We start from the raw sequence: 19,397 nt of genomic DNA on the forward strand, positions 1-19,397 counted from the left end.
GGGGGCGGCCGGCGTCAGCGCCGCTGCGCCAGCCAGATCCCGGCCGCGATCGCGGCCAGCCCGACGCCGTGGTACCAGCGCGGCCAGTCGCCCAGCAGCACCGTCGACAGCAGCGCGGCAAACACCGGCGTCAGCGTGATGAAGAACACCGGCAGCTGCGCGCCCGCGCGCGCGATGGCGCGGTCCCAGGCAAAGTAGGCCAGCAGCGACGGGATGGTCGCGACATAGAGCAGGATGCCCGCGACCTTGCCGCTCCATTGCAGCGGTTGCGCCAGCGTCAATAGTTCCCACGCCGTCACCGGCGCGCTGGCCAGCACGCCGGTGACGATCTGCGCGAACAGCAGCACGTGCAGGGGCAGCGCGGGACGCTGCTTGCGCAGCAGCCAGGTGTAGGCGCTCCAGGCGATGGTGGCCGCCAGCATGAAAAGGTCGCCGGGAACCAGGTCCAGCTGCGCCAGCCGCGCCAGTTCGCCGCGCACCAGCACGAAGGTCACGCCGACCATGCACAGCAGCGCGCCGGCGACATGCCAGGGCCGCACCCGTTCGCCGAAGCACAGCGCGCCGATCACGATCAGAAACAGCGGCGTGGACGCGCCGATCAGCGTCACGTTGATCGGCGTCGAGCTGGTCAGCGCCAGGTACTGCAGCGCGTTATAGCTGGCGATCGACAGGATGCCCATGGCGGTGATCACGCCCGCGTGCCGGCGCAGCAGCGCGCGATGCTCGATCACGCCGCGCCAGGCAAACGGTGCCAGCAGCATGCCGGCCAGCACCCAGCGCACCCAGTTGAGCGTGACCGGCGGCACCGTGCCGGCGGCAAGCCGCCCCACGATGGCGTTGCCGGCCCAGCTCAGCGGGGGGAAGGTCAGCAGGAACAGGGTGGTCCAGTCGGGGCGTCGGATGCTGGGGCTGCTGGCGGACATGGCGCGAGGTCGATGGGTGGAAGGCGCATTATCCGCGATGGCGATGGCGGTGGCTTCGGCGCCGCTCTGGCGCTGGCACTCACCGGCCCGGGCGCCCGGCTCGCGCCAGCGGCAGCGTCGCAAGGCGCCCGCTGACGACCTCGCGGATCGCAGGCGCTGCGTCGAGCTCGTCCAGCAGCCGCGGCCAGCGCGCATGCGCCAGCGCCACCGCTTCCTTGACCGCGGCGGTGGCGATGCGGCGCGGCACGCCGGCTTTCTCGGCGATGGCCTCGTACGTGAGCAGGGTTTCCTCGCGCTGCAGCCGGTCGATGGCGACGTTCTGGCCGTACGTGGCAAAGCCGGGCAGCGCGGCCACGCAGACGATGTCGTACGCCGGCGACAGCACCGGCAGCACGCCGTTGGGGTAGATCACCGAAAAGTTCTTCAGGTGCGCGTCGCTGTTGCCGATCAGCGTATTGACCGCCTGGCGCAGGAAGAACTGCCGCACATGCTCGACCCCGCTCGGGCTCAGGCGGTACAGCGTGGCAACCAGCTGCACGTAGCCGTCGATGCTGGCGTACTTCCTGGCCGGCATCCGGCCCAGCATCTGGCAGCCGTCCTCGGCATGCACGCGCCCGGCCGGGGTGCGGTCGAAACGGTCGACCGCAAGGTAGTGCAGGTGCTCGCCCAGGGCCTCGGCCAGCCCTTCGACGGCGATGGTCGATACCGGCAGCACCCGCGTGGGCGCGACATGCACGCCGGCGGCGGCCGCCAGCTGCATCGAGACCGATTCGTTGAACACCTGCGCGTCGTCGTTCCTGGCCGGCAGCTTGGCGATGATGTCCGACAGCTTGCCGTGGCCGGGCAAGGTGTAGCGCTTGCCGTCCTGCACCGTCGACAGCGCCAGCTTGTTCTGCACGCCGGACACCGACGCGGCCCCTTGCGTGGCGCCCTCGACCACGGCGATCTCGAGATTGTCGGCGCCGCCGGTCACGCCATAGGCGCGCGCGTAGGCGGGCAGGGCGCCGATGTCGGCCGGCCGCACCACCACCGCTCCCGGCAGGTCATTGCCGGCCGAGGCCAGGATGCCGAAGTCGTCCTTGTCTTCCGGGTGGCTGCGCGTGGCCTCCAGGCGCTTGCGCAGTTCGCCTTCGGGCAGCAGCCCGGCAAAGTAGGGCGGCAGTTCATGGCCGGTGCTGTAGACCGCAGGATGGAAAGGGTTGTCCAGCACTTCGGCGGTGGCCCGGCGGCCGGCTTCGGTGGGCACGGTGATCGACAGGCTCAGCGTAGGGCGGTCGGTGTCGCCGCGGAATTCGTCGGCGGGCACGAAGCGGACATTGCCGCCGGCCTCGCACAGGTAGCCGCACAGCCGGTCATAGAGCCGGACCTCCAGGAAACGAGGGTGCAGGGCGTAGTTCATTCCTGGCCCAGGAAGATATCGAGTGCGGCGCGGGCGCTGCGGTCGGGACCGCTGCCCTTGCCTTCCAGCACCTGGCGGACTTCGGCAAGCCGCTCGTTGGGTACCAGGACCCACTGCGCGTCCAGCGCGGCTGCCAGCGCTTCCAGGGTGGAAGCGCGGCTGTCCTTCTTGCCGAGCAGGATGGCCGACAGGTTTTGCGCCGCCATGCCGAGGATCCGGCCGAGGTCGCCGAGGCTCTTGCCGCGCGCCTCGCGCAATTCGCGGCATTGGGAGATTAATGACATAGAATTAATTTTCTGAAAAATTCATTCTATAGAATGATACGTGCTTTGGCCGGGTTCATTGCTCTCATGCAATAGAAGCTTTTACCTGAGAAAATCATTCTATGGAATGATAGTCCATGGTAACTCCCGTGGACAAGGTGCGAGTGCGCCGGCGCGTCATCGAGACACCTGCGCCGTGGCTCTGCAGTCACCCCCTGCCGTTAGCACTTGCCTTGTCATCGATACTGTATAAATATACAGTTATCGTAAATATCCTAAATCCTCGCCGTTATCGCGAGCGACGCCAACCTCACATGACTGCGCCATTGCACGCAGCCCCGCCAAGGGCGGCGGAGGGTCTGCTTTCCCCTGCGCCGGCGGTACCCGAGCCTGCCTGGCCTGCCGCGGCCGAGCGCCAGCAGGCGCTGTCGGCGCTCGAGCAGCGTTATCCCGGGCTATGGCGGGCCGGCCAGCTGGGCCGCGCCGGCGGGGCCGCAGTGTGCCCCACCGGGTATGACGCGCTGTCGGCGGAACTGCCCGGCGGCGGCTGGCCGGCCGGCGGCCTGACCGAACTGCTGACCACGCAGGGCGGCGCGGGGGAAATGCGCCTGCTGCTGCCGGCCCTGCGCACGCTGGCCGGGGCGGGGCGGCGCATCGCGCTGGTGGCGCCGCCTTACCTGCCCAATGCGATGGGGCTGGCCGCGGCCGGGCTGCCGGCGCGGCAGTGCTACTGGGTGCGTGCTCCCGCCGAAGCGGCCCGGGCCGCGCAGCAGGCCGACATGCTGTGGGCGGCCGAACAGGTGCTGCGCAGCCAGGCCTTTGGCGGCGTGCTGGTGTGGCTGCCCGCGGCGCGTCCCGAGGCGCTGCGGCGGCTGCAGGTGCTGGCGCAGGCCGGCGACGCGGTGGCCTGGGCGCTGCGCCCGGCCGCGGCGCTGCGCGAGTCGTCGCCCGCGGTGCTGCGGCTGCTGCTGGCGCCGCTGCCCGGCAACATGCTGTCGATCACCTTCCACAAGCGCCGCGGGCCGGTGCGGGACACGCCGCTGCTGCTGCGCCTGGACGGCATGGCGGCGGCCACGCGCGCGGCCGCCTGGCCCGAACCGCTGGCCCAGCCTTCTCAGCTTTCTTCCGATGCCGTACTGGATCGCGGTGCACCTGCCGCGCCTGCCCCTGGACGCCCTGCAGCCCAACTGGCCTGAGCTGGCGCCCGCCGCAAGCTTGTCCACCGCCACCCTGCACCATGCGCTGCCGGTGGCGGTGATGGCGCGCGAGCAGGTGGTGCTGGCCAACGGCCCGGCGATGCAGCTGGGCGTGCGCTATGGCATGCGCCGCGGCGGCGTGCAGGCGCTGTCGGCGGATATCGTGCAACTGGAGCGCGACCCGGCGGCGGAAGCTGCGCTGATGGAGGCCGTGGCCCTGGCCCTGCTGCATTTCACGCCGGCCGTGACCGTCGACGAGGAACCGGAGTCGGCCACCGTGATGCTGGATGTCACCGCCAGCCTGCGCCTGTTTGGCGGCCACCGCGCGCTGTGCCGCGCGGTGCGTGCCTGCGTGCGCCAGCTGGGCACCATTGCCCAGGTGGGTTGCGGGCCTACCGCGCATGGCGCCGCATGGCTGGCGCGCCAGCCGCTGCGGCGCACGCGGCGCGGCGTGGGGCGGCCCGGCCGCCGCGCGGTTGGCATGGCGCGCCTGCACCGGCTGCTGGACCGCCTGCCGGTGGAGGCGCTGCACACGCTGGCCGATCCGGCCTGGCTGGACGGCATCGGCTGCCGCACGCTGGGCGAGGTGCGGCGCCTGCCGCGCGCGGGCCTGACGCGCCGGCTGGGCCCGGCGCTGCTGGCGCGGCTGGACCAGGCCTATGGCGAGGCGCCGGCGCGCTTTGTCTGGTTTGTGGCGCCGCCCGCGTTTGCGCAGCGCATGGACCTGCCGGGCCGGATCGAATCCGCCGAAGCCGTGCTGGCCGGCGCGCAGCGGCTGCTGCTGGCGCTGGCGGGCTGGCTGGCGGTGCAGCAGGCCGGCGTGACGCGCTGCGTGCTGGTGCTGGAGCATGAGCGCTACCGGCGCGGCGCGGCGACCGACGGCACGCCGGTGCCACTGGGCCTGGCCCAGCCCAGCCGCGATCCCGCGCACCTGTCGCGGCTGCTGCGCGAAAAACTCGACCAGCTCAGCTTCCATGCCCCGGTGACCGGCCTGGCGCTGCGGGTCGAGGCCATGGCCGCATGCGTGCCGCACAGCGAGGCGCTGTTCCCCGAGCCCGGCGGCACGCCGGAAGACCTGGGCCGCCTGCTCGACACGCTGATGGCGCGGCTGGGCCGCGACAACGTGCTGCAGCCGCGGCCGCTGGCCGACCACCGGCCCGAGCGCGCCAACCGCTGGGGCCCGGTCGACGAGCCCGGCGGCAAGCCCGCCAGCCTGCCGCAGCCGCCGCCCGAGCGCCCGCTGTGGCTGCTGCCGCAACCGCTGCCGCTGCCGGTGCAGCGCCACCGGCCCTGCCACGGCGGCCCGCTGGCGCTGCTGAGCCGGCCCGAGCGCATCGAGGCCGGCTGGTGGGACGGGGCGCTGGCCACGCGCGACTACTTTATCGCCGAGCGCGCCGACGGCCTGCGCTGCTGGATCTTCCGCGAGCGTCCGGGCCATGCCGCGCCGGACGAGGGCGGGGAGTACCGCTGGTTCCTGCATGGGTTGTTCGCATGAGCGCGCCGCCTTCGTTGCCACCCTCGCTGCCTTCGTCCTTGCCGGGTTTGCTGCCGGCGCTGCCGGATTACGTGGAGCTGCACTGCATCTCCAACTTCACCTTCCTGAGCGGCGCCTCGCACCCCGGCGAGCTGATCGAGCGCGCCTTCGGCCTGGGCTACAGCGGGCTGGCGCTGACCGATGAATGCTCGGTGGCCGGCACCGCGCGCGCGCACGATGCCATCGAGACCCTGCGCAAGCGCCTGCACGACGCGGTGGCGCGCAGCGCGGCACGGGGCGCTGAGGGCGTCGATGATGGTGTCGATGACGGCGTCGATGAACCGCTGCTCGACGACGGCGATGCCTTCGGCAGCGGCGATGACGATCCCGGCTTCCACTCCAGCCGCCACCAGCGCCTGCAGGCGCTGGCGCGCGCCGCCGACGCGTTCTCGCTGCTGATCGGCAGCCGCTTCAGCCTGACCGGCGCCGATGGCGCGGAGCAGGCGCCGCTGCGGCTGGTGCTGATCGCGCAGCACCGCGAGGGCTTCGGCAACCTGAGCGAGCTGATCACGCTGGGGCGCCGGCGCGCGCAGAAGGGCAGCTACCGGCTGCACCCCGAAGACCTCGCCGCGCCCGCCGGCGACACCGCCCACCTGCGCGGCATGCCCGGCTGCGTGGCACTGCTGCTGCCCGACTATTGCGCCGAGCCGGAACGGCTGCTGGAGCAGGCCGAGTGGTGCCGCGCGGTGTTCGGCGAACGTGCCTGGATCGCGCTGGAACAGCTGCAGGGCCATGCCGATGCCTTGCACCGCGCGCGCCTGGAAGCGGTCTCGGCCCGGACCGGCGTGCCGCTGGCCGCGGCCGGCGCGGTCACCATGCACGTGCGCTCGCGCAAGCCGCTGTCCGACGTGCTGACCGCGATCCGGCTGGGCCAGCCGCTGGCCGAATGCGGCATGGCGCTGGCGCCCAACGCCGAGCAGCACCTGCGCATGCGCCAGGTGCTGTCGCGCCTGTATCCGCGCGAGGCGCTGGCGCAGACGCTGAAGATTGCCGGGAGCTGCGATTTCTCGCTGGGCACGCTGCGCTACGAGTATCCCGAGGAACTGGTGCCGCCCGGCGAGACCCCGATCTCCTACCTGCGCAAGGAGGTGGAGCGAGGCAAGCGCGAGCGCTTTCCCAACGGCCTCCGGCCGGAGTGGGAAGCGCAGCTGAAAGAAGAGCTGGAACTGATCGAGGAAAAGCACTACGAGCCGTTCTTCCTCACGGTGCACGACATCGTGCGCTTTGCGCGCTCGCGCGGCATCCTGTGCCAGGGGCGCGGCTCGGCCGCCAATTCGCTGGTGTGCTTCTGCCTGTATGTGACCGAGGTCAGCCCCGAGCAGGCCAACCTGCTGTTCGGCCGCTTCCTGTCGCGCGAGCGCGACGAGCCGCCCGATATCGACGTGGATTTCGAGCACCAGCGGCGCGAAGAGGTGATCCAGTACATCTACGACAAATACGGCCGCCATCGCGCCGCGCTGGCGGCGTCGCTGATCACCTACCGTTCGCGCAGCGCCCTGCGCGACGTGGGGCGCGCGCTGGGTATCGACGCCAGCGTGGTCGAGCAGGTGGTCAAGGGCCAGGCATGGTGGGACGGTGGCCCGGGCTTTGTCGACAAGATCGCCCGCTACGGGCTCGATCCCGAGTCCCCGGCGGTGCAGCAGTGGGCCAGCCTGACCGCGCAGCTGCGCGGCTTTCCGCGCCACCTGTCGCAGCACGTGGGCGGCTTCGTGATCGCGCGGCACAAGCTGTCGCGGCTGGTGCCGATCGAGAACGCGGCCATGGCCGACCGCAGCGTGATCCAGTGGGACAAGGACGACCTGGAGTCGCTGGGCCTGCTCAAGGTCGACGTGCTGGCGCTGGGCATGCTGTCGGCGATCCGGCGCGCGCTGGAGATGATTCCCAACCCCAGCCCCGATCCGGCGCGCGCGGGACTGCCGGCGCGCATGGAAGACATCCCGAAGGAAGACAAGCCGACCTACGACATGATCTGCAAGGCCGACACCATCGGCGTGTTCCAGATCGAGTCGCGCGCGCAGCAATCGATGCTGCCGCGGCTGCAGCCGCGCGCGTACTACGACCTGGTGGTGGAAGTGGCGATCGTGCGGCCCGGCCCGATCCAGGGCGGCATGGTCCATCCGTACCTGAAGCGGCGCGAGGCCTTCCGCCGCACGGGCAAGCCGCCGGTCTACTTCAACCCGGTGATCGAGAAAGTGCTGGGCCGCACGCTGGGCGTGCCGATCTTCCAGGAGCAGGTGATGCAGCTGGCCATCGACGCGGCGGGTTTCTCGCCGGGGCAGGCGGACCAGCTGCGCCGCTCGATGGCGGCATGGCGGCGGCGCGGCGACCTGCGCAAGCACCAGGAGGCGCTGGTGCGCGCGCTGACCGGCAAGGGCTACCCGGAATCCTTCGCGCTGGCGATCTGCAAGCAGATCGAGGGATTTGGCGAGTACGGCTTCCCCGAAAGCCATGCGGCCAGCTTCGCCAAGCTGGTGTACGTGAGTTCGTGGCTCAAGTGCCATCATCCGGCGGCCTTCCTGTGCGCGCTGCTGAACAGCCAGCCGATGGGCTTCTATTCGCCCTCGCAGCTGGTCCAGGATGCGCGCCGGCATGATGTGGAGGTGCTGCCGGTGGATGTCACCATCAGCCGCTGGGACAGCACGCTGGAGCCGGCGCCGCTGTCCGAAGTCGCCAACGCGGCCGGTACCCGCCAGGATCGGCCGCCGCATCCGCGCGTGCGCCTGGGGCTGGGCCGGGTCAAGGGCATGCGCGAGGCCGCGGCGCTGCGCATCGAGGACGCGCGCGCGCAGCGTGCCTTCGACAGCGTCGAGGACCTGGCCCTGCGCGCCGGCCTGGACCGCCACGACATCGACGTGCTGGCCGCCGCCGACGCGCTGGCGCCGCTCGCCGGCAACCGCCGCCAGGCCCGCTGGCAGGCCCGCGCCGCGGCCGCGCATGCCGCGCACCGTGACCTGCTGTATGAAGCGCCGCCAGCCGAAGCCGCGCTGGCACTGCCCGCCCCGCGCCTGGGCGAAGACGTCAGCGCGGACTATGCCAGCCTGGGTTTGTCGCTCAAGTCGCACCCGCTGGCGCTGCTGCGGCACAGGCTGGCGGCGATGCGCTTTGTCACCGCCAGCCAGCTCGAACGCTGCGCCAACGGCCGCCGCGTGCGCGCCTGCGGCATCGTCACCGTGCGCCAGCGCCCGTCCACCGCCAGCGGCACCATCTTCGCCACCATCGAGGACGAGACCGGCAGCATCAACCTGATCCTGTGGCCCGACCTGGTCGAGCGCCAGCGCAAGGAGGTGCTGGGGGCCATGCTGCTGGGCGTGGTCGGCACCTGGCAACGCCAGGGCGACGTGCGCCACCTGGTGGCCAAGGAACTGGTGGACCTGAGCCCGATGCTGGGACGGTTGATGGTGGGAAGCCGGGATTTTCATTGAGGCGCCGCCCCGCGGGCTTTGTCCACGCGGAACCGCTGCCCTTGTTGTTCACGCAACTGTCATGCAGCGCGGGTAAGGTAGCGTCCATCCACCACCGGATACACAGGGCGCTGCGCCCGGTCCGCGCTGCCTACACCGGCGCCGCGGCCGCGTGCGCCCGCCAGCCTCACCGGGCTGCCCGAAGTTACTTCCCTGCCGGGCGGGGCAAGCCGGTCCCGCATTCCTGAACCACCTCGATACACCACCGACATGAAATCCCGCCTGATCGCCGCGGCCTTGCTGGCCGCCACGGCGAGTCCTGCCTTCGCCCTGAACATCCTGCTGACCAACGACGACGGCCTCACCAGCAACCTGAAGGCGCTGTACGACGCGCTCAAGGGCGCCGGCCACAACGTCATCGTCAGCGTACCCTGCACCGGCCAGAGCGGCCGCGGCGCCGGCATCGTGATGTACAGCACCACGGTCATCGTGCCGGACAACGACAAGACCCAGGTCGAGGCCGAAGGCGGTTGCCACAACGGCGCGGCCAGGACCGGCGAGCCGGCGGTCGGGCCCTTCACCAGGGCGGGCTACACCAATGGCGACTACCACTACGCCCACGGCACGCCGGTGATGGCGACCATGTACGGCCTGGACGTGCTGGCGCCGGCACGCTGGGGCAAGGCCCCCGACCTGGTGCTGTCCGGTCCCAACGAAGGCCAGAACGTCGGCCGCATCGTCAACAGTTCGGGCACCGTCAGCAATGCGCAGTTCGGCGCCTCGCGCGGCATTCCGTCGATCGCGCTGAGCGCGGGCACGGACTCGGTCGACAATGCCGGCCTGGCGAACCCGGTGTCCGGCGTGGTGGCGCAGCTGACCATCAAGCTGCTCGGCACGCTGCAGGCCAAGGCCAACGGCGGCCCGCTGCTGCCGGCGGGGCTGGCGCTGAACGTCAACTTCCCGAACGCGCCGACGGCGGCCACGCCGTTCGCATTCTCGCGGCACGGCAGCTTCGACGCCTATGCGCTGAAGTTCAGCGGCACCGCGCCGTACGGGCTCGGCATTGGCGCCGGCAGCGGCACGCCGACCGCCGCGCAGGCCGAGGACGAGTCTGTCGTGTACAAGACCAGGACCGCCGTGACTGCCATGCAGATCGGCTTCGACCAGCGTCCCGCCGGCCAGCAATGGCTGCGCCTGCGCCTGGGTGAACTGTTCGGCCAGTGAGGCAGGTCCCGATGAAACGCCTGATTTCCCTGTTTCCCCTGGCAGCCGTGCTGGGGCTGGCCGCCTGCGGCGGCAACGACGCGCCCGACAACGGCGCAGCGCCCGCCAGCGCGACCTTGTCGGTCACCGACCTGGAGCCCGGCGCCTACGTCGTCAGCGTGGGCGATGCCGACAACCCGACCGTCGGCAAGTACTACGCCGGCACCGACGGCAGCCGCTACCTGGCTCTGGCCGATGCCGAAGACAAGGCCACCAACATCTACCGCCGCGCCCAGGGCGGCAGCTGGGTCGCCGCACCGGGCGCGGACGCGTCCGCCAGCGTCAAGCTGCTGAGCCAGGCCGCGCTGCCCGTCGCGAGCATCGATCCCGCCAGCGTGGCCGGCACTTACACCACGGTGCTGCCCGCCGGCGCCAGCGCCAGCTTCACCATCACGGCAGAGGGCAAGATCGCGCCCGGCGCTTCGGCATGCCAGTTGTCCGGAACGCTGGCCGCGCAGGCCATGCCGAATACGCTCGGCCTGAAGCTGTCCACGTCGGCCTGCGGCACGCTGCCCGCCAGCGCCACCGGGGTGCTCGCCATCGATGCCGACTACCAGCCGGCCGCATTCCGCCTGATCGCGGACGACGGTGGCCGCGTGGTGGACCTGTGGGCGTATCGCGACTGAACTGCCGCGACTGGTGTTGCGCTGGCGTCTTTGCCATCGGCGCCGGGGTTGAGCCTGCCAGGCAGGCATGTCACGATACGCCGATGCCCGCCGCGACCCCCGACACCGTACTGCGTGACCTGGCCCGCCTGCGCCGGGTCCGTGACCGCATTGACCGCGACTACGCCCAACCCCTGGACGTCGAGGCGCTCGCACGCGGCGTCCATATGTCGGCGGGTCATCTCAGCCGGCAGTTCCGGCTGGCCTATGGCGAGTCGGTCTATGCCTACCTGATGACCCGGCGCATCGAGCGCGCGATGGCGCTGCTGCGCCGGGGCGACCTGAGTGTGACCGAGGTCTGCTTCGAGGTCGGGTGCGCGTCGCTGGGTTCATTCAGTTCCCGCTTCACCGAGCTGGTGGGCGTCTCGCCCAGCAGCTACCGGCGCGATTGCGCGCGCCAGGCCGAGGGTATCCCGTCCTGCATCGCCCGGCAGGTAACGCGACCGATCAGGAATCGAGAAGCGCCGGAGCGGTTGCCTGACTAGACTGCCTGCCGTGGCTGCCGCATCCGCGCCGCGGCGGCCGCGGCCACCGCTTCCTCACCCTCACGGAGACAGATCATGGACCTCACCATTCACTCGACCTTCCTGCCTCATTCCGATCCGGAGGCCTCGCTGGCGTTCTACCGGGACGCCCTGGACTTCGGCATCCGCAAGGACGTCGCCTTCGGCGGCCACCGCTGGATCACCGTTGGCCCGAAGGACAAGCCCGACACTTCCATCGTCCTGTACCCGCCGGACGCGACCCCGGGCGTCACCGACGAGGAGAAGCGCACCATCGCCGAGATGATGGCCAAGGGGACCTTCGCCATGCTGCTGCTCGGCGCCAAAGACCTGGACACCGTCTTCCAGCGCCTGCAGGACCGCGACGCCGAGATCGTCCAGGAGCCGACCGACCAGCCGTACGGCGTGCGCGACTTCGCGGTGCGCGATCCGGCCGGCAACATGATACGGATCCAGCAGCTCGGATAAGCCGGGGCGCCGGCCGTACGCCGGCGCCCGGGCTTGTGCCGCAGGCCATTGGCCGCGATCGGGCTATTCGATGGTGACCTTGCCCTCCCTGACCAGGACGGCGAACCTGGTGGTCTCGTCATGGATGCGCCGGGCAAACGCTTCGGGCGTGCTCGACATGGGTTCCGCACCCGCCGCCAGCATGCGCTGCCGGAAATCGGGTGAATTCACGATCCTGACGATCTCGGCATTCAGCCTCGTGACCACCGGCCTTGGCGTAGCGGCGGGGCGAGCACACCGAACCACGTGCCGATATCGAAGCCCTTGAGTCCGGACTCCTCCATCGTCGGTACCTCGGGCAACGCGGTGGAGCGTTTCGCCGTGGTCACCGCCAGCGCCTTGAGCTTGCCGCCCTTGATGTGAGGCAGCACCGTGGTCAGTGTGTCGAAGGACATCGATACCTGGCCCCCAAGCAGGTCGGTGGTCAGGGGACCGCTGCCCTTGTACGGAACATGGAGCAATGTCACCCCGGCGCTCGCCTGGAACTGGGTGCCGATCAGGTGTTGGGCGGTGCCGTTGCCGTTCGAGCCGTACGACAGTTCCGGTGAAGCCTTCTTGGCCAGCGCGACCAGTTCCGCCACGTTCTGCGCCGGCGTCCTGGCACTGTTGACGACCAGCACATTGGGCACCATCGCCAGCGTGGAGACCGGCGCAAGGTCTTTCTGGAAACTGTAGGGCAGCTTCTTGTAGACAGAGGTGGCGATGGTATGGTGTACCGCGCCGATCAGCAGCGTATAGCCATCGGGCCTGGCCTTCGCGACGTAATCGGCGCCGACGGTGGCGCCTGCGCCGGGCCGGTTCTCGACAATGACCGGCTGGCCCAGCGCCCTGGACAACTGGTCGCCGAGCGCACGCGCCAGGATGTCGGTGGTGCCGCCAGACGGGAACGGCACTACCAGGCTGATAGGTTTGGCCGGCCAGTCCTGTGCCATCGCGGCGGCAGCGCCGCCAAGGCAGATGGCGAAGATCGAGAGGCCGCAGAGGCGGCGGATCGTCCGGGTGGTGAAAGTGGGCATGGGGGTCTCCTGTGGTTGTCGTGGCGGTCATGCGTGAGGGTGCGTGATGCCGGGAATCGGCACCGCATGGCGCTCGCGCGCCACGCGCAGGGCGGAATAGCCCGCGCTGGTGCCGGCCACCGTGCCCGGGCACCTTCAGCAGTCCCGCCACGTGGCGCGCAGGTGCGGCAGGGAAGGCAGGGAGAAAGCCCGCCGGGCGGGCGCCTCAGGCGGCCTTGGACTGGCTGCTGGCCGCAAGCAAGTCGCAGACGGCCCTGGTCACGTCGACCGTCCCGGCCTTGCCGCCCAGGTCGCCGGTATGTAGCGCCGGATTGGCGGTCACGGCTTCGATTGCCGCCATCACGCGTTGCGCGGCCGCGTGCTCGCCCAGGTGTTCGAGCAGCATGACCACCGACCAGAACGTGCCGACGGGGTTGGCCAGGCCCTTGCCCATGATGTCGAAGGCGGAGCCGTGGATCGGCTCGAACATCGACGGATAGCGGCGCTCCGGGTCGATGTTGCCGGTGGGTGCAATGCCGAGGCTGCCGGCCAGCGCGGCGGCCAGATCGCTCAGGATGTCGGCGTGCAGGTTGGTGGCGACGATGGTGTCGAGCGTGGCGGGGCGGTTCACCATGCGCGCGGTGGCCGCATCGACGAGTTCCTTGTCCCAGGTGACATCGGGAAAGTCCCTTGCCACCTGCACCGCGACTTCATCCCACATGACCATGGCATGGCGCTGCGCGTTGGACTTGGTGATCACCGTCAGCAGCTTGCGCGGACGCGACTGGGCCAGCCTGAAGGCGAAGCGCAGGATGCGCTCCACGCCGACCCGCGTCATCATCGAGACATCGGTGGCGGCCTCGATCGGATGGCCCTGGTGCACGCGGCCGCCGACGCCGGAGTATTCGCCTTCCGAGTTCTCCCGCACGATCACCCAGTTCAGGTCTTCCGGCGCGCAGCGCTTGAGCGGGCCATCGATGCCGGGCAGGATGCGGGTCGGGCGCACGTTGGCGTACTGGTCGAAGCCCTGGCAGATCTTCAGGCGCAGGCCCCAGAGCGTGATGTGGTCGGGGATCCGGTTGTCGCCGGCGGAGCCGAACAGGATGGCGTCCTTGTCACGCAGCGCATCGAGACCGTCCGCCGGCATCATCACGCCATGCTGGCGGTAGTAGTCGCCGCCCCAGTCGAAGTTTTCGAACTCGAAGCGAAAGCCGGCGCCATGGGCGGCCAGCGCTTCCATCACCTCGCGGCCGGCGGGTACCACTTCCTTGCCAATGCCATCACCGGGAATGGTTGCAATCCTGTACGTCTTCATCGTTCGTCTCCTCTCGGGTCTGGAAATTCCGTTGGGTGCGCGGCATCGCTGCCGAGCGCGTTGGACGGATTCTGGTGGGTGGACGAGGTGTTGGATCGGGGCTAAAGTTAAACCATTCTTAACTTTTGGTTGAAGGTGAGCCATGGCGGCCAATAGTGCGATCCAGCCCGCCGAGCTGGGCTTCTTCGCCGCGCTGGCCGCGGCCGGCAGCCTGAGCGCCGCGGCACGCGACCTCGGCATCACCACGGCGGCGGTCAGCAAGCGGCTTGGCCAGATGGAGGCGCGCATCGGCATGCCGCTGGTGATCCGCACCACGCGGCGCATGAGCCTGACCCCGGAGGGCGAGGTCTTGCTCGAGCATGCGCGTCGCATCCTCGGCGAACTGGACGATCTGGAGCAATTGCTGACCAGCGCCAGGGGCAGGCCCAGCGGCCTGCTTCGCGTCAATGCCACGCTGGGTTTCGGGCGCATGCATGTGGCGCCGGTCATCTCCGACTACAGCCGGATGTATCCCGAAGTAGATGTGCAACTGCAGTTGTCAGCCGACCCGCCGGCGCTGACCGAAGACGCCTTCGACGTTTGCGTGCGCTTCGGCGAGCCACCGGACGCCCGCATCGTGGCGCGCAAACTGGCGCCCAATCGCCGCTTGCTGGTGGCGTCGCCGGCTTACCTGCGCAAGCACGGCGCTCCGCAGGTACCGGCGGACCTGCCGCGCCATAACTGCATCGGCATCCGCCAGGGCAGCGATGCCTATGGCGTGTGGCGACTGACGGCGGTCAAGGGAGCCAGGCCGCGCACCGAGGCTGTCCACGTGCGCGGCAACCTCACCACCAACGATGGCGAGATCGCCGTCAACTGGGCGTTGGAGGGACACGGCATCGTGCTGCGCGCCGAATGGGATGTCGACCGCTATCTGCGCAGCGGAAGGCTGGTGCAGGTATTGCCGCAGTATGCGACCCCGGAAGCCAACATCTATGCCGTTTATCAGCAGAGGCATCAGCTGTCGTCGCGGATCCGGCTGTTCGTCGAGTATCTGGCCGACAAATTCGCGGCGTTTGGCCAGTAGGCCGGTGTGCCTTGCAGGCGCATGGGTGTGGATGCACTGAGGCGTGGCTGGCCACGCCTTATTCGCTGTAGCCCAGGCACGGGCGCGGTCGCTGCGCAAGGTGGCGCTCGAACCAGTCCACCGTGAGCGTCGCAACGTCGGCCAGGGCCTTGCGGTCATCAAAGCCGCAGCCGCTGGCAGGCACCAGCCTGAGTTGGCGGGGACAATGCATCTGTTCGAAGGCAAGATGATTGATCCGGATGCTGTCCGGATTGCCGCTTGCGCAGATCAGCAATGTGGGTGTCTCGAGCCGCCGCAGGATCGCGTCGCCGGCAAGGTCGGGTCGCCCGGCCATGCAGGCGATGGCGCCGGCCGGTGACGGGCTGTCCGCGGCCGCGCGCAGCGCTGCCGCCGCGGCGGTGCCGGCACTGAGCAACCCGACCGGCAGGCTCGCGAACGGCGTGCCGGCATGCAGGAAGTCCAGGGCCTGGGCCAGTCTCGCGGTCAGCTCATCGACCTCCGATGCCGGCGCGTCGTCGACCCGGCTGTCAGGCTTCAGGTCTACCAGCATGGTTGCCAGTCCCTGCGCCCGCAGCTTGCGTGCCAGGTATTGGCTGCGGGCGGCGCGGCGCTGCGCGCCACCGGCATGCACCATGACCGCGACCCCGATGGGGTTGGGCGCGGATTCCAGCATGGCCCGCAGACGGGTCGTGCCATAGGGAATCAGCATGGCCTTGCTCAGCGACGGCACGCTTGCCGCGGCACCCGGCCCCGCGCGGACCTGAGCGGGCGCGGACGCCATGCCTGTCAACTGCCGGACCCGGTCATCGCTGACCAGCTGGAACTCATGATAGAAGTGCGCCAGGTTTTCGATGCGATCCGGCGTGTCCAGGCAGACGATCTCATCGGCCAGTGCACGCACCTGGTCCAGTCCGGTCCGGGTGGCGATCGGCAGGGCGCATACCAGGCGGGCGGGACGGCGCTTGCGCAGGCTGGCGAGCGCGGCGTGCATGGTGGCGCCGCTCACCAGGCCGTCATCCACGACGATCACCACGCGGCCGCCGGGGTCGGCCGGCTTGCGCACCGGCGTATAGACCGCGCGCTGCCGGCACAGCTGGTCGAAGTGGGGGCCGCGCAGGCTGCCGAAGCCGCTGTCCGCCTCCGCGCCGCTGGTGCGCCAGGTCTTGCCGGTGTCGTCCAGCGCCACGCCGGCGTCGATCCGGCGCGCCATCACCAGGTCGAAGTCCGCGCCGAGGGCGTCGGCCACGACGCGCGCGACCGGCACGCCGCCACGCGGAATCGCCAGCACCAGCGCACCGGTTGCACGATAGGCGCGCAGCGCCGAGGCCAGTTCCGCGCCGGCATGCTCGCGCGTCTGGAAACGAGTCTGGTATCGGCTCATCGATGGGCCCTGCCGGCGATCTATTGACGGATACTCAGCACGGCGGCGCCGGCAAGGCGGCCGTCGCGCAGCGCGGCCAGTGCCTCGTTGGCTTGCTCGAGCGGATAGGCGGTGATGTGCGTATGCAGCGGCGTCCGGGCGGCAATATCCATCAACGCGTGGCCATCGGCGCGCGTAAGGTTGGCAACGGAATACAGGCGCCTTTCTTCCCAGAGCAATTCGTAAGGCATGCTTGGGATATCGCTCATGTGAATCCCGCCGCAGACCACCACGCCCCCCTTGTCCACGTCGCGCAGCGCCTTGGGAACCAGCGCGCCCACCGGAGCGAAAATCAGCGCCGCGTCCAGCGGCACGGGCGACTGCAGCTCGCTCGAGCCGGCCCAGCATGCGCCTGTCTGAAAGGCGAGTTGCTGGGCGGCGCTATCGCCCGCGCGGGTGAAGGCGTAGACCTCGCGGCCTTGCGCCACCGCGATCTGCGTGACGAGGTGGGCCGCGGCGCCGAAGCCGTAGATGCCGATGCGGCGTGCCTGGCCGGCTGGCCCAGCCATGCGCAGTGTGCGATAGCCGATCAGGCCGGCGCAAAGCAGCGGCGCGGCGTGTTCGTCATCGTAGGCGGGCGGAATCCGGAAGCAGAACTCGCTGTCGGCCACCGCATACTCGGCATAGCCGCCATCGCGGGTATATCCCGTGAAAAGCGGTGCGCCGCACAGGTTCTCGCGCTGCCGCAGGCAATAGCGGCACGCTCCGCACGCATGTCCCAGCCATGGCACGCCGACGCGTTCGCCCGGACGGAAGGTGCTGACGCCGGCGCCGCAGGCATCCACCCGTCCGACGATTTCATGTCCCGGGATCAGTGCCGGCTTGGGGTGCCGCAGGTCACCATCGACAATATGCAGGTCGGTCCGGCACACGCCGCAGGCCGTCACGGCGATGCGGACTTCGCCGGGACCGGGCTCCGGCACCGGCAACCGACGAAGTTGCAGCGGCAGGCCGGGACCTTCGAAAACCATTGCTCGCATGCTTTGGCTGGGCATCGGGAAGGGCGGTGGAATGGCTATCCTTCGATCTCGCTGCGGACCAGCAGCACGGGCTTGCTGGTCTTTGCAAGCACGCCTTCCGACACGCTGCCCATCAGCAGGCGCCTGACGCCGCGGCGCCCATGCGTGCCGAGCACGATCAGGTCGGCGTTCCAGGCATCGGCGTCGGCAACAATGGTCGACGAGATCTTGCCCGGCGCCACCGGCTTTTCATCCAGTTGCGCCAGATTCGGCACGCCTGCCTCGTTGAGCCTGACCGAGGCCGCATCGAGCGCCTTGCGGCCATGCGCGATGATGCTGTCGACCAGTTCTTTCGGGTTGAAATAGCTCGCTTCGAAGAAAACATCGGTGTCGTCCGCCACGAACAAGGCCTTGACCTCGGCACCGGTCGCCTTGGCAATGATGATGGCCTGGCTCAGGGCCAGGTCCGAAGAACGGCTGCCGTCGACGGCGAGCAGGATGCGCTTGTACATGATGAGTCTCCTGGGAACGAGATGCGAAATCCGGGGTGCGAGGCGTTGCGTCCAGCGTAGATGCCGGCGCGGATACGCGTTTGATGTGCATCAATTCGACGCGGCAGGGCTGGCGCCTTCTTGAGGCAAACCAGGGGCGGCGTGATGACAACCAGACTTTGGGTCGGCGCGAGCGCGCTATGCTGCACGCCGGCCAGCCATCCGGCTGGGGCGTACCCCCCGGCGCGATGGCGGCTACGTTGTCATCGTGGCGAAGGGGGCGCCGGGACAGCGCTTACGCGCCAGGCGCGTGGCAAACCGCCTCGATATTGTGCCCGTCAGGACCGATCACGAACGCCGCATAGTAGTTCGCGTGGTAGTGCGGCCGCAGGCCCGGCGCACCATTGTCCCTGGCCCCGGCGGATAGCGCCGCGCGATAGAAGGCGTCGACCTGCTGCCGGGTACCGGCGGTGAACGCCAGGTGCAGAGGCGCAGGCTTTTCCCCGGCCTGGAACAGGCACAACGAAGCCTTGCCGTCGGCGCTGAGCTCGACGCCGTATGTCGGCGGCCCTTCGGACACCACCGCTACGCCGAGCGGTGCCAGGGCCTCGAGGAAGAACGCCTTGCTTGCGGCATAGTCGCTGACACCGAATTTGACGTGGTCAAACATGGGGATCTCCTCAGTCGTCTATGTGCCCGCGTTGTGCTGCGGGCGCCTGGCATCCGGCGACGCTCAGGCAAGCAGCGCCAGGGCATCGGCAAGCGACAGCACGGTCGTGCGTGAATCGAAGGCCGTCGCAAACAGATGGTCGTGCACGACCTGGTCCGGGTCGTAGCAGCAATCCTTGACCGTGAACAGGCGGAAGTCCGCGTCGCTCGCATACGCCACCGACGACAGCACCACGCCGGTCGAGGCAATGCCCACCATCAGCAGGGTATCGATGCCCTGCGCGGACAGCCGCACCTGCAGGTCGGTGCCGAAGAACACGCTGGCGCGATGCGCGATGATCAGCGGCTCACTGTCCCGCCGGCCAAGTTCGGGCGAGACCTGGTCGTCGACGAACAGGCCCAGCCGCTTGATGCCCTGCCCATTGCGGTTCAACGGGCTGACTTCCGGATAGCCCGGGCTGAAATGGATCTTGGCGAAACAGACGCTGACGCCCCGGGCCCGCGCGGCGTCACATAGCCTGCGGGTATTGGCAAGCAGGGTGGGAGCGACGGAGGGGAAGAGGGCCAGGATGTCGATCTGGTAGTGCATGACGACCAGGGCTGTTTGCGACGGAACGATGGGCGGGATCTGGGCGGTCATGCTGTGCGTGCCGGCGGTGCCTTCCAGGCGTGGTTGGTGGCCGGCCGGACGGTCTGGCCCAGGTTCAGCGGGTGGCGACCTCAGGCTCGGGCGACAGCGGAGCAAGAGCGACTCTATCACGGCAACCAGCGCCGGCGGCGCGCGTGGCACACTTCGAGCCCCGCGCCGATGCCATCCGAGGCACGGTA

The 19,397-nt window shown here is 69.6% G+C and carries 17 protein-coding genes and 1 pseudogene; 8 read left to right on the forward strand and 10 right to left on the reverse strand.

What is annotated here, in order from left to right; genetic code table 11:
• Positions 1-14: 14 nt before the first annotated feature.
• From CBM2586_RS21745 to CBM2586_RS21755, 3 genes are all read right to left on the reverse strand, one after another.
• Complete coding sequence (locus CBM2586_RS21745; RefSeq protein WP_115666450.1) at positions 15-923, reverse strand: DMT family transporter; 909 nt, start codon at positions 921-923, stop codon at positions 15-17.
• A gap of 79 nt (positions 924-1,002) precedes the next feature.
• On the reverse strand, positions 1,003-2,322 hold the full coding sequence (locus CBM2586_RS21750) for a type II toxin-antitoxin system HipA family toxin (protein WP_115689720.1): 1,320 nt from the start codon (positions 2,320-2,322) through the stop codon (positions 1,003-1,005).
• Positions 2,319-2,606, reverse strand: a complete 288-nt coding sequence (locus CBM2586_RS21755) for a helix-turn-helix domain-containing protein (RefSeq protein WP_172583349.1) — start codon at positions 2,604-2,606, stop codon at positions 2,319-2,321. Before CBM2586_RS21755 ends, CBM2586_RS21750 begins: the two co-directional genes overlap by 4 nt.
• A gap of 293 nt (positions 2,607-2,899) precedes the next feature.
• Between CBM2586_RS21755 and imuA the strand changes: the two genes are divergently transcribed.
• The 7 genes from imuA (at position 2,900) to CBM2586_RS21790 (ending at position 11,615) form a co-directional block, all read left to right on the forward strand.
• Positions 2,900-3,781: a translesion DNA synthesis-associated protein ImuA gene (gene imuA / locus CBM2586_RS21760; RefSeq protein ID WP_115664941.1), complete on the forward strand. Its 882-nt coding sequence runs from the start codon at positions 2,900-2,902 to the stop codon at positions 3,779-3,781.
• Entirely contained in the window at positions 3,714-5,276 is a 1,563-nt protein-coding gene (locus tag CBM2586_RS21765; RefSeq protein WP_115664939.1) for a Y-family DNA polymerase, read from the forward strand. The genes imuA and CBM2586_RS21765 overlap by 68 nt, the downstream gene beginning before the upstream one ends.
• Positions 5,273-8,737 carry an error-prone DNA polymerase gene (locus CBM2586_RS21770; RefSeq protein WP_115689723.1) on the forward strand — a complete coding sequence of 1,155 codons (3,465 nt, stop codon included), beginning with the start codon at positions 5,273-5,275 and terminating at the stop codon, positions 8,735-8,737. Before CBM2586_RS21765 ends, CBM2586_RS21770 begins: the two co-directional genes overlap by 4 nt.
• A 249-nt stretch (positions 8,738-8,986) precedes the next feature.
• A complete protein-coding gene (locus CBM2586_RS21775) occupies positions 8,987-9,940 on the forward strand; it encodes a 5'/3'-nucleotidase SurE (protein ID WP_115664936.1) in 954 nt (317 codons plus the stop codon).
• Positions 9,941-9,951: 11 nt separating this feature from the next.
• Positions 9,952-10,605, forward strand: a complete 654-nt coding sequence (locus CBM2586_RS21780; RefSeq protein WP_115689740.1) for a hypothetical protein — start codon at positions 9,952-9,954, stop codon at positions 10,603-10,605.
• Between the two features lie 83 nt (positions 10,606-10,688).
• Positions 10,689-11,129, forward strand: coding sequence for a helix-turn-helix transcriptional regulator (locus CBM2586_RS21785; protein ID WP_115664932.1), 441 nt, complete (start codon positions 10,689-10,691; stop codon positions 11,127-11,129).
• A 75-nt stretch (positions 11,130-11,204) separates the two neighbouring features.
• Complete coding sequence (locus tag CBM2586_RS21790; RefSeq protein ID WP_115664930.1) at positions 11,205-11,615, forward strand: VOC family protein; 411 nt, start codon at positions 11,205-11,207, stop codon at positions 11,613-11,615.
• A gap of 63 nt (positions 11,616-11,678) precedes the next feature.
• Here the strand turns inward: CBM2586_RS21790 and CBM2586_RS21795 are convergent.
• Positions 11,679-12,670, reverse strand: a pseudogene (locus tag CBM2586_RS21795) (Bug family tripartite tricarboxylate transporter substrate binding protein).
• A gap of 205 nt (positions 12,671-12,875) precedes the next feature.
• Positions 12,876-13,964, reverse strand: a complete 1,089-nt coding sequence (locus CBM2586_RS21800) for a tartrate dehydrogenase (RefSeq protein ID WP_115664926.1) — start codon at positions 13,962-13,964, stop codon at positions 12,876-12,878.
• A gap of 142 nt (positions 13,965-14,106) precedes the next feature.
• Between CBM2586_RS21800 and CBM2586_RS21805 the strand changes: the two genes are divergently transcribed.
• Complete coding sequence (locus CBM2586_RS21805; RefSeq protein WP_115664924.1) at positions 14,107-15,030, forward strand: LysR substrate-binding domain-containing protein; 924 nt, start codon at positions 14,107-14,109, stop codon at positions 15,028-15,030.
• Between the two features lie 58 nt (positions 15,031-15,088).
• On the opposite strand, the gene CBM2586_RS21810 is transcribed toward CBM2586_RS21805, so the two are convergent.
• The 5 genes from CBM2586_RS21810 to CBM2586_RS21830 form a co-directional block, all read right to left on the reverse strand.
• Positions 15,089-16,411: a phosphoribosyltransferase gene (locus CBM2586_RS21810; RefSeq protein ID WP_115689742.1), complete on the reverse strand. Its 1,323-nt coding sequence runs from the start codon at positions 16,409-16,411 to the stop codon at positions 15,089-15,091.
• 20 nt (positions 16,412-16,431) lie between these two features.
• A complete protein-coding gene (locus CBM2586_RS21815; protein ID WP_115689744.1) occupies positions 16,432-17,445 on the reverse strand; it encodes a zinc-dependent alcohol dehydrogenase family protein in 1,014 nt (337 codons plus the stop codon).
• Between the two features lie 20 nt (positions 17,446-17,465).
• Complete coding sequence (locus CBM2586_RS21820; RefSeq protein ID WP_115689746.1) at positions 17,466-17,921, reverse strand: universal stress protein; 456 nt, start codon at positions 17,919-17,921, stop codon at positions 17,466-17,468.
• 274 nt (positions 17,922-18,195) lie between these two features.
• Complete coding sequence (locus CBM2586_RS21825) at positions 18,196-18,570, reverse strand: VOC family protein (RefSeq protein WP_115664916.1); 375 nt, start codon at positions 18,568-18,570, stop codon at positions 18,196-18,198.
• 63 nt (positions 18,571-18,633) lie between these two features.
• Positions 18,634-19,209: an isochorismatase family cysteine hydrolase gene (locus CBM2586_RS21830; RefSeq protein ID WP_115689748.1), complete on the reverse strand. Its 576-nt coding sequence runs from the start codon at positions 19,207-19,209 to the stop codon at positions 18,634-18,636.
• Positions 19,210-19,397: the final 188 nt, after the last annotated feature.

The sequence above is a fragment of the Cupriavidus taiwanensis genome (assembly GCF_900250115.1).
GTDB classification, from domain to species: Bacteria; Pseudomonadota; Gammaproteobacteria; order Burkholderiales; family Burkholderiaceae; genus Cupriavidus; species Cupriavidus taiwanensis_B.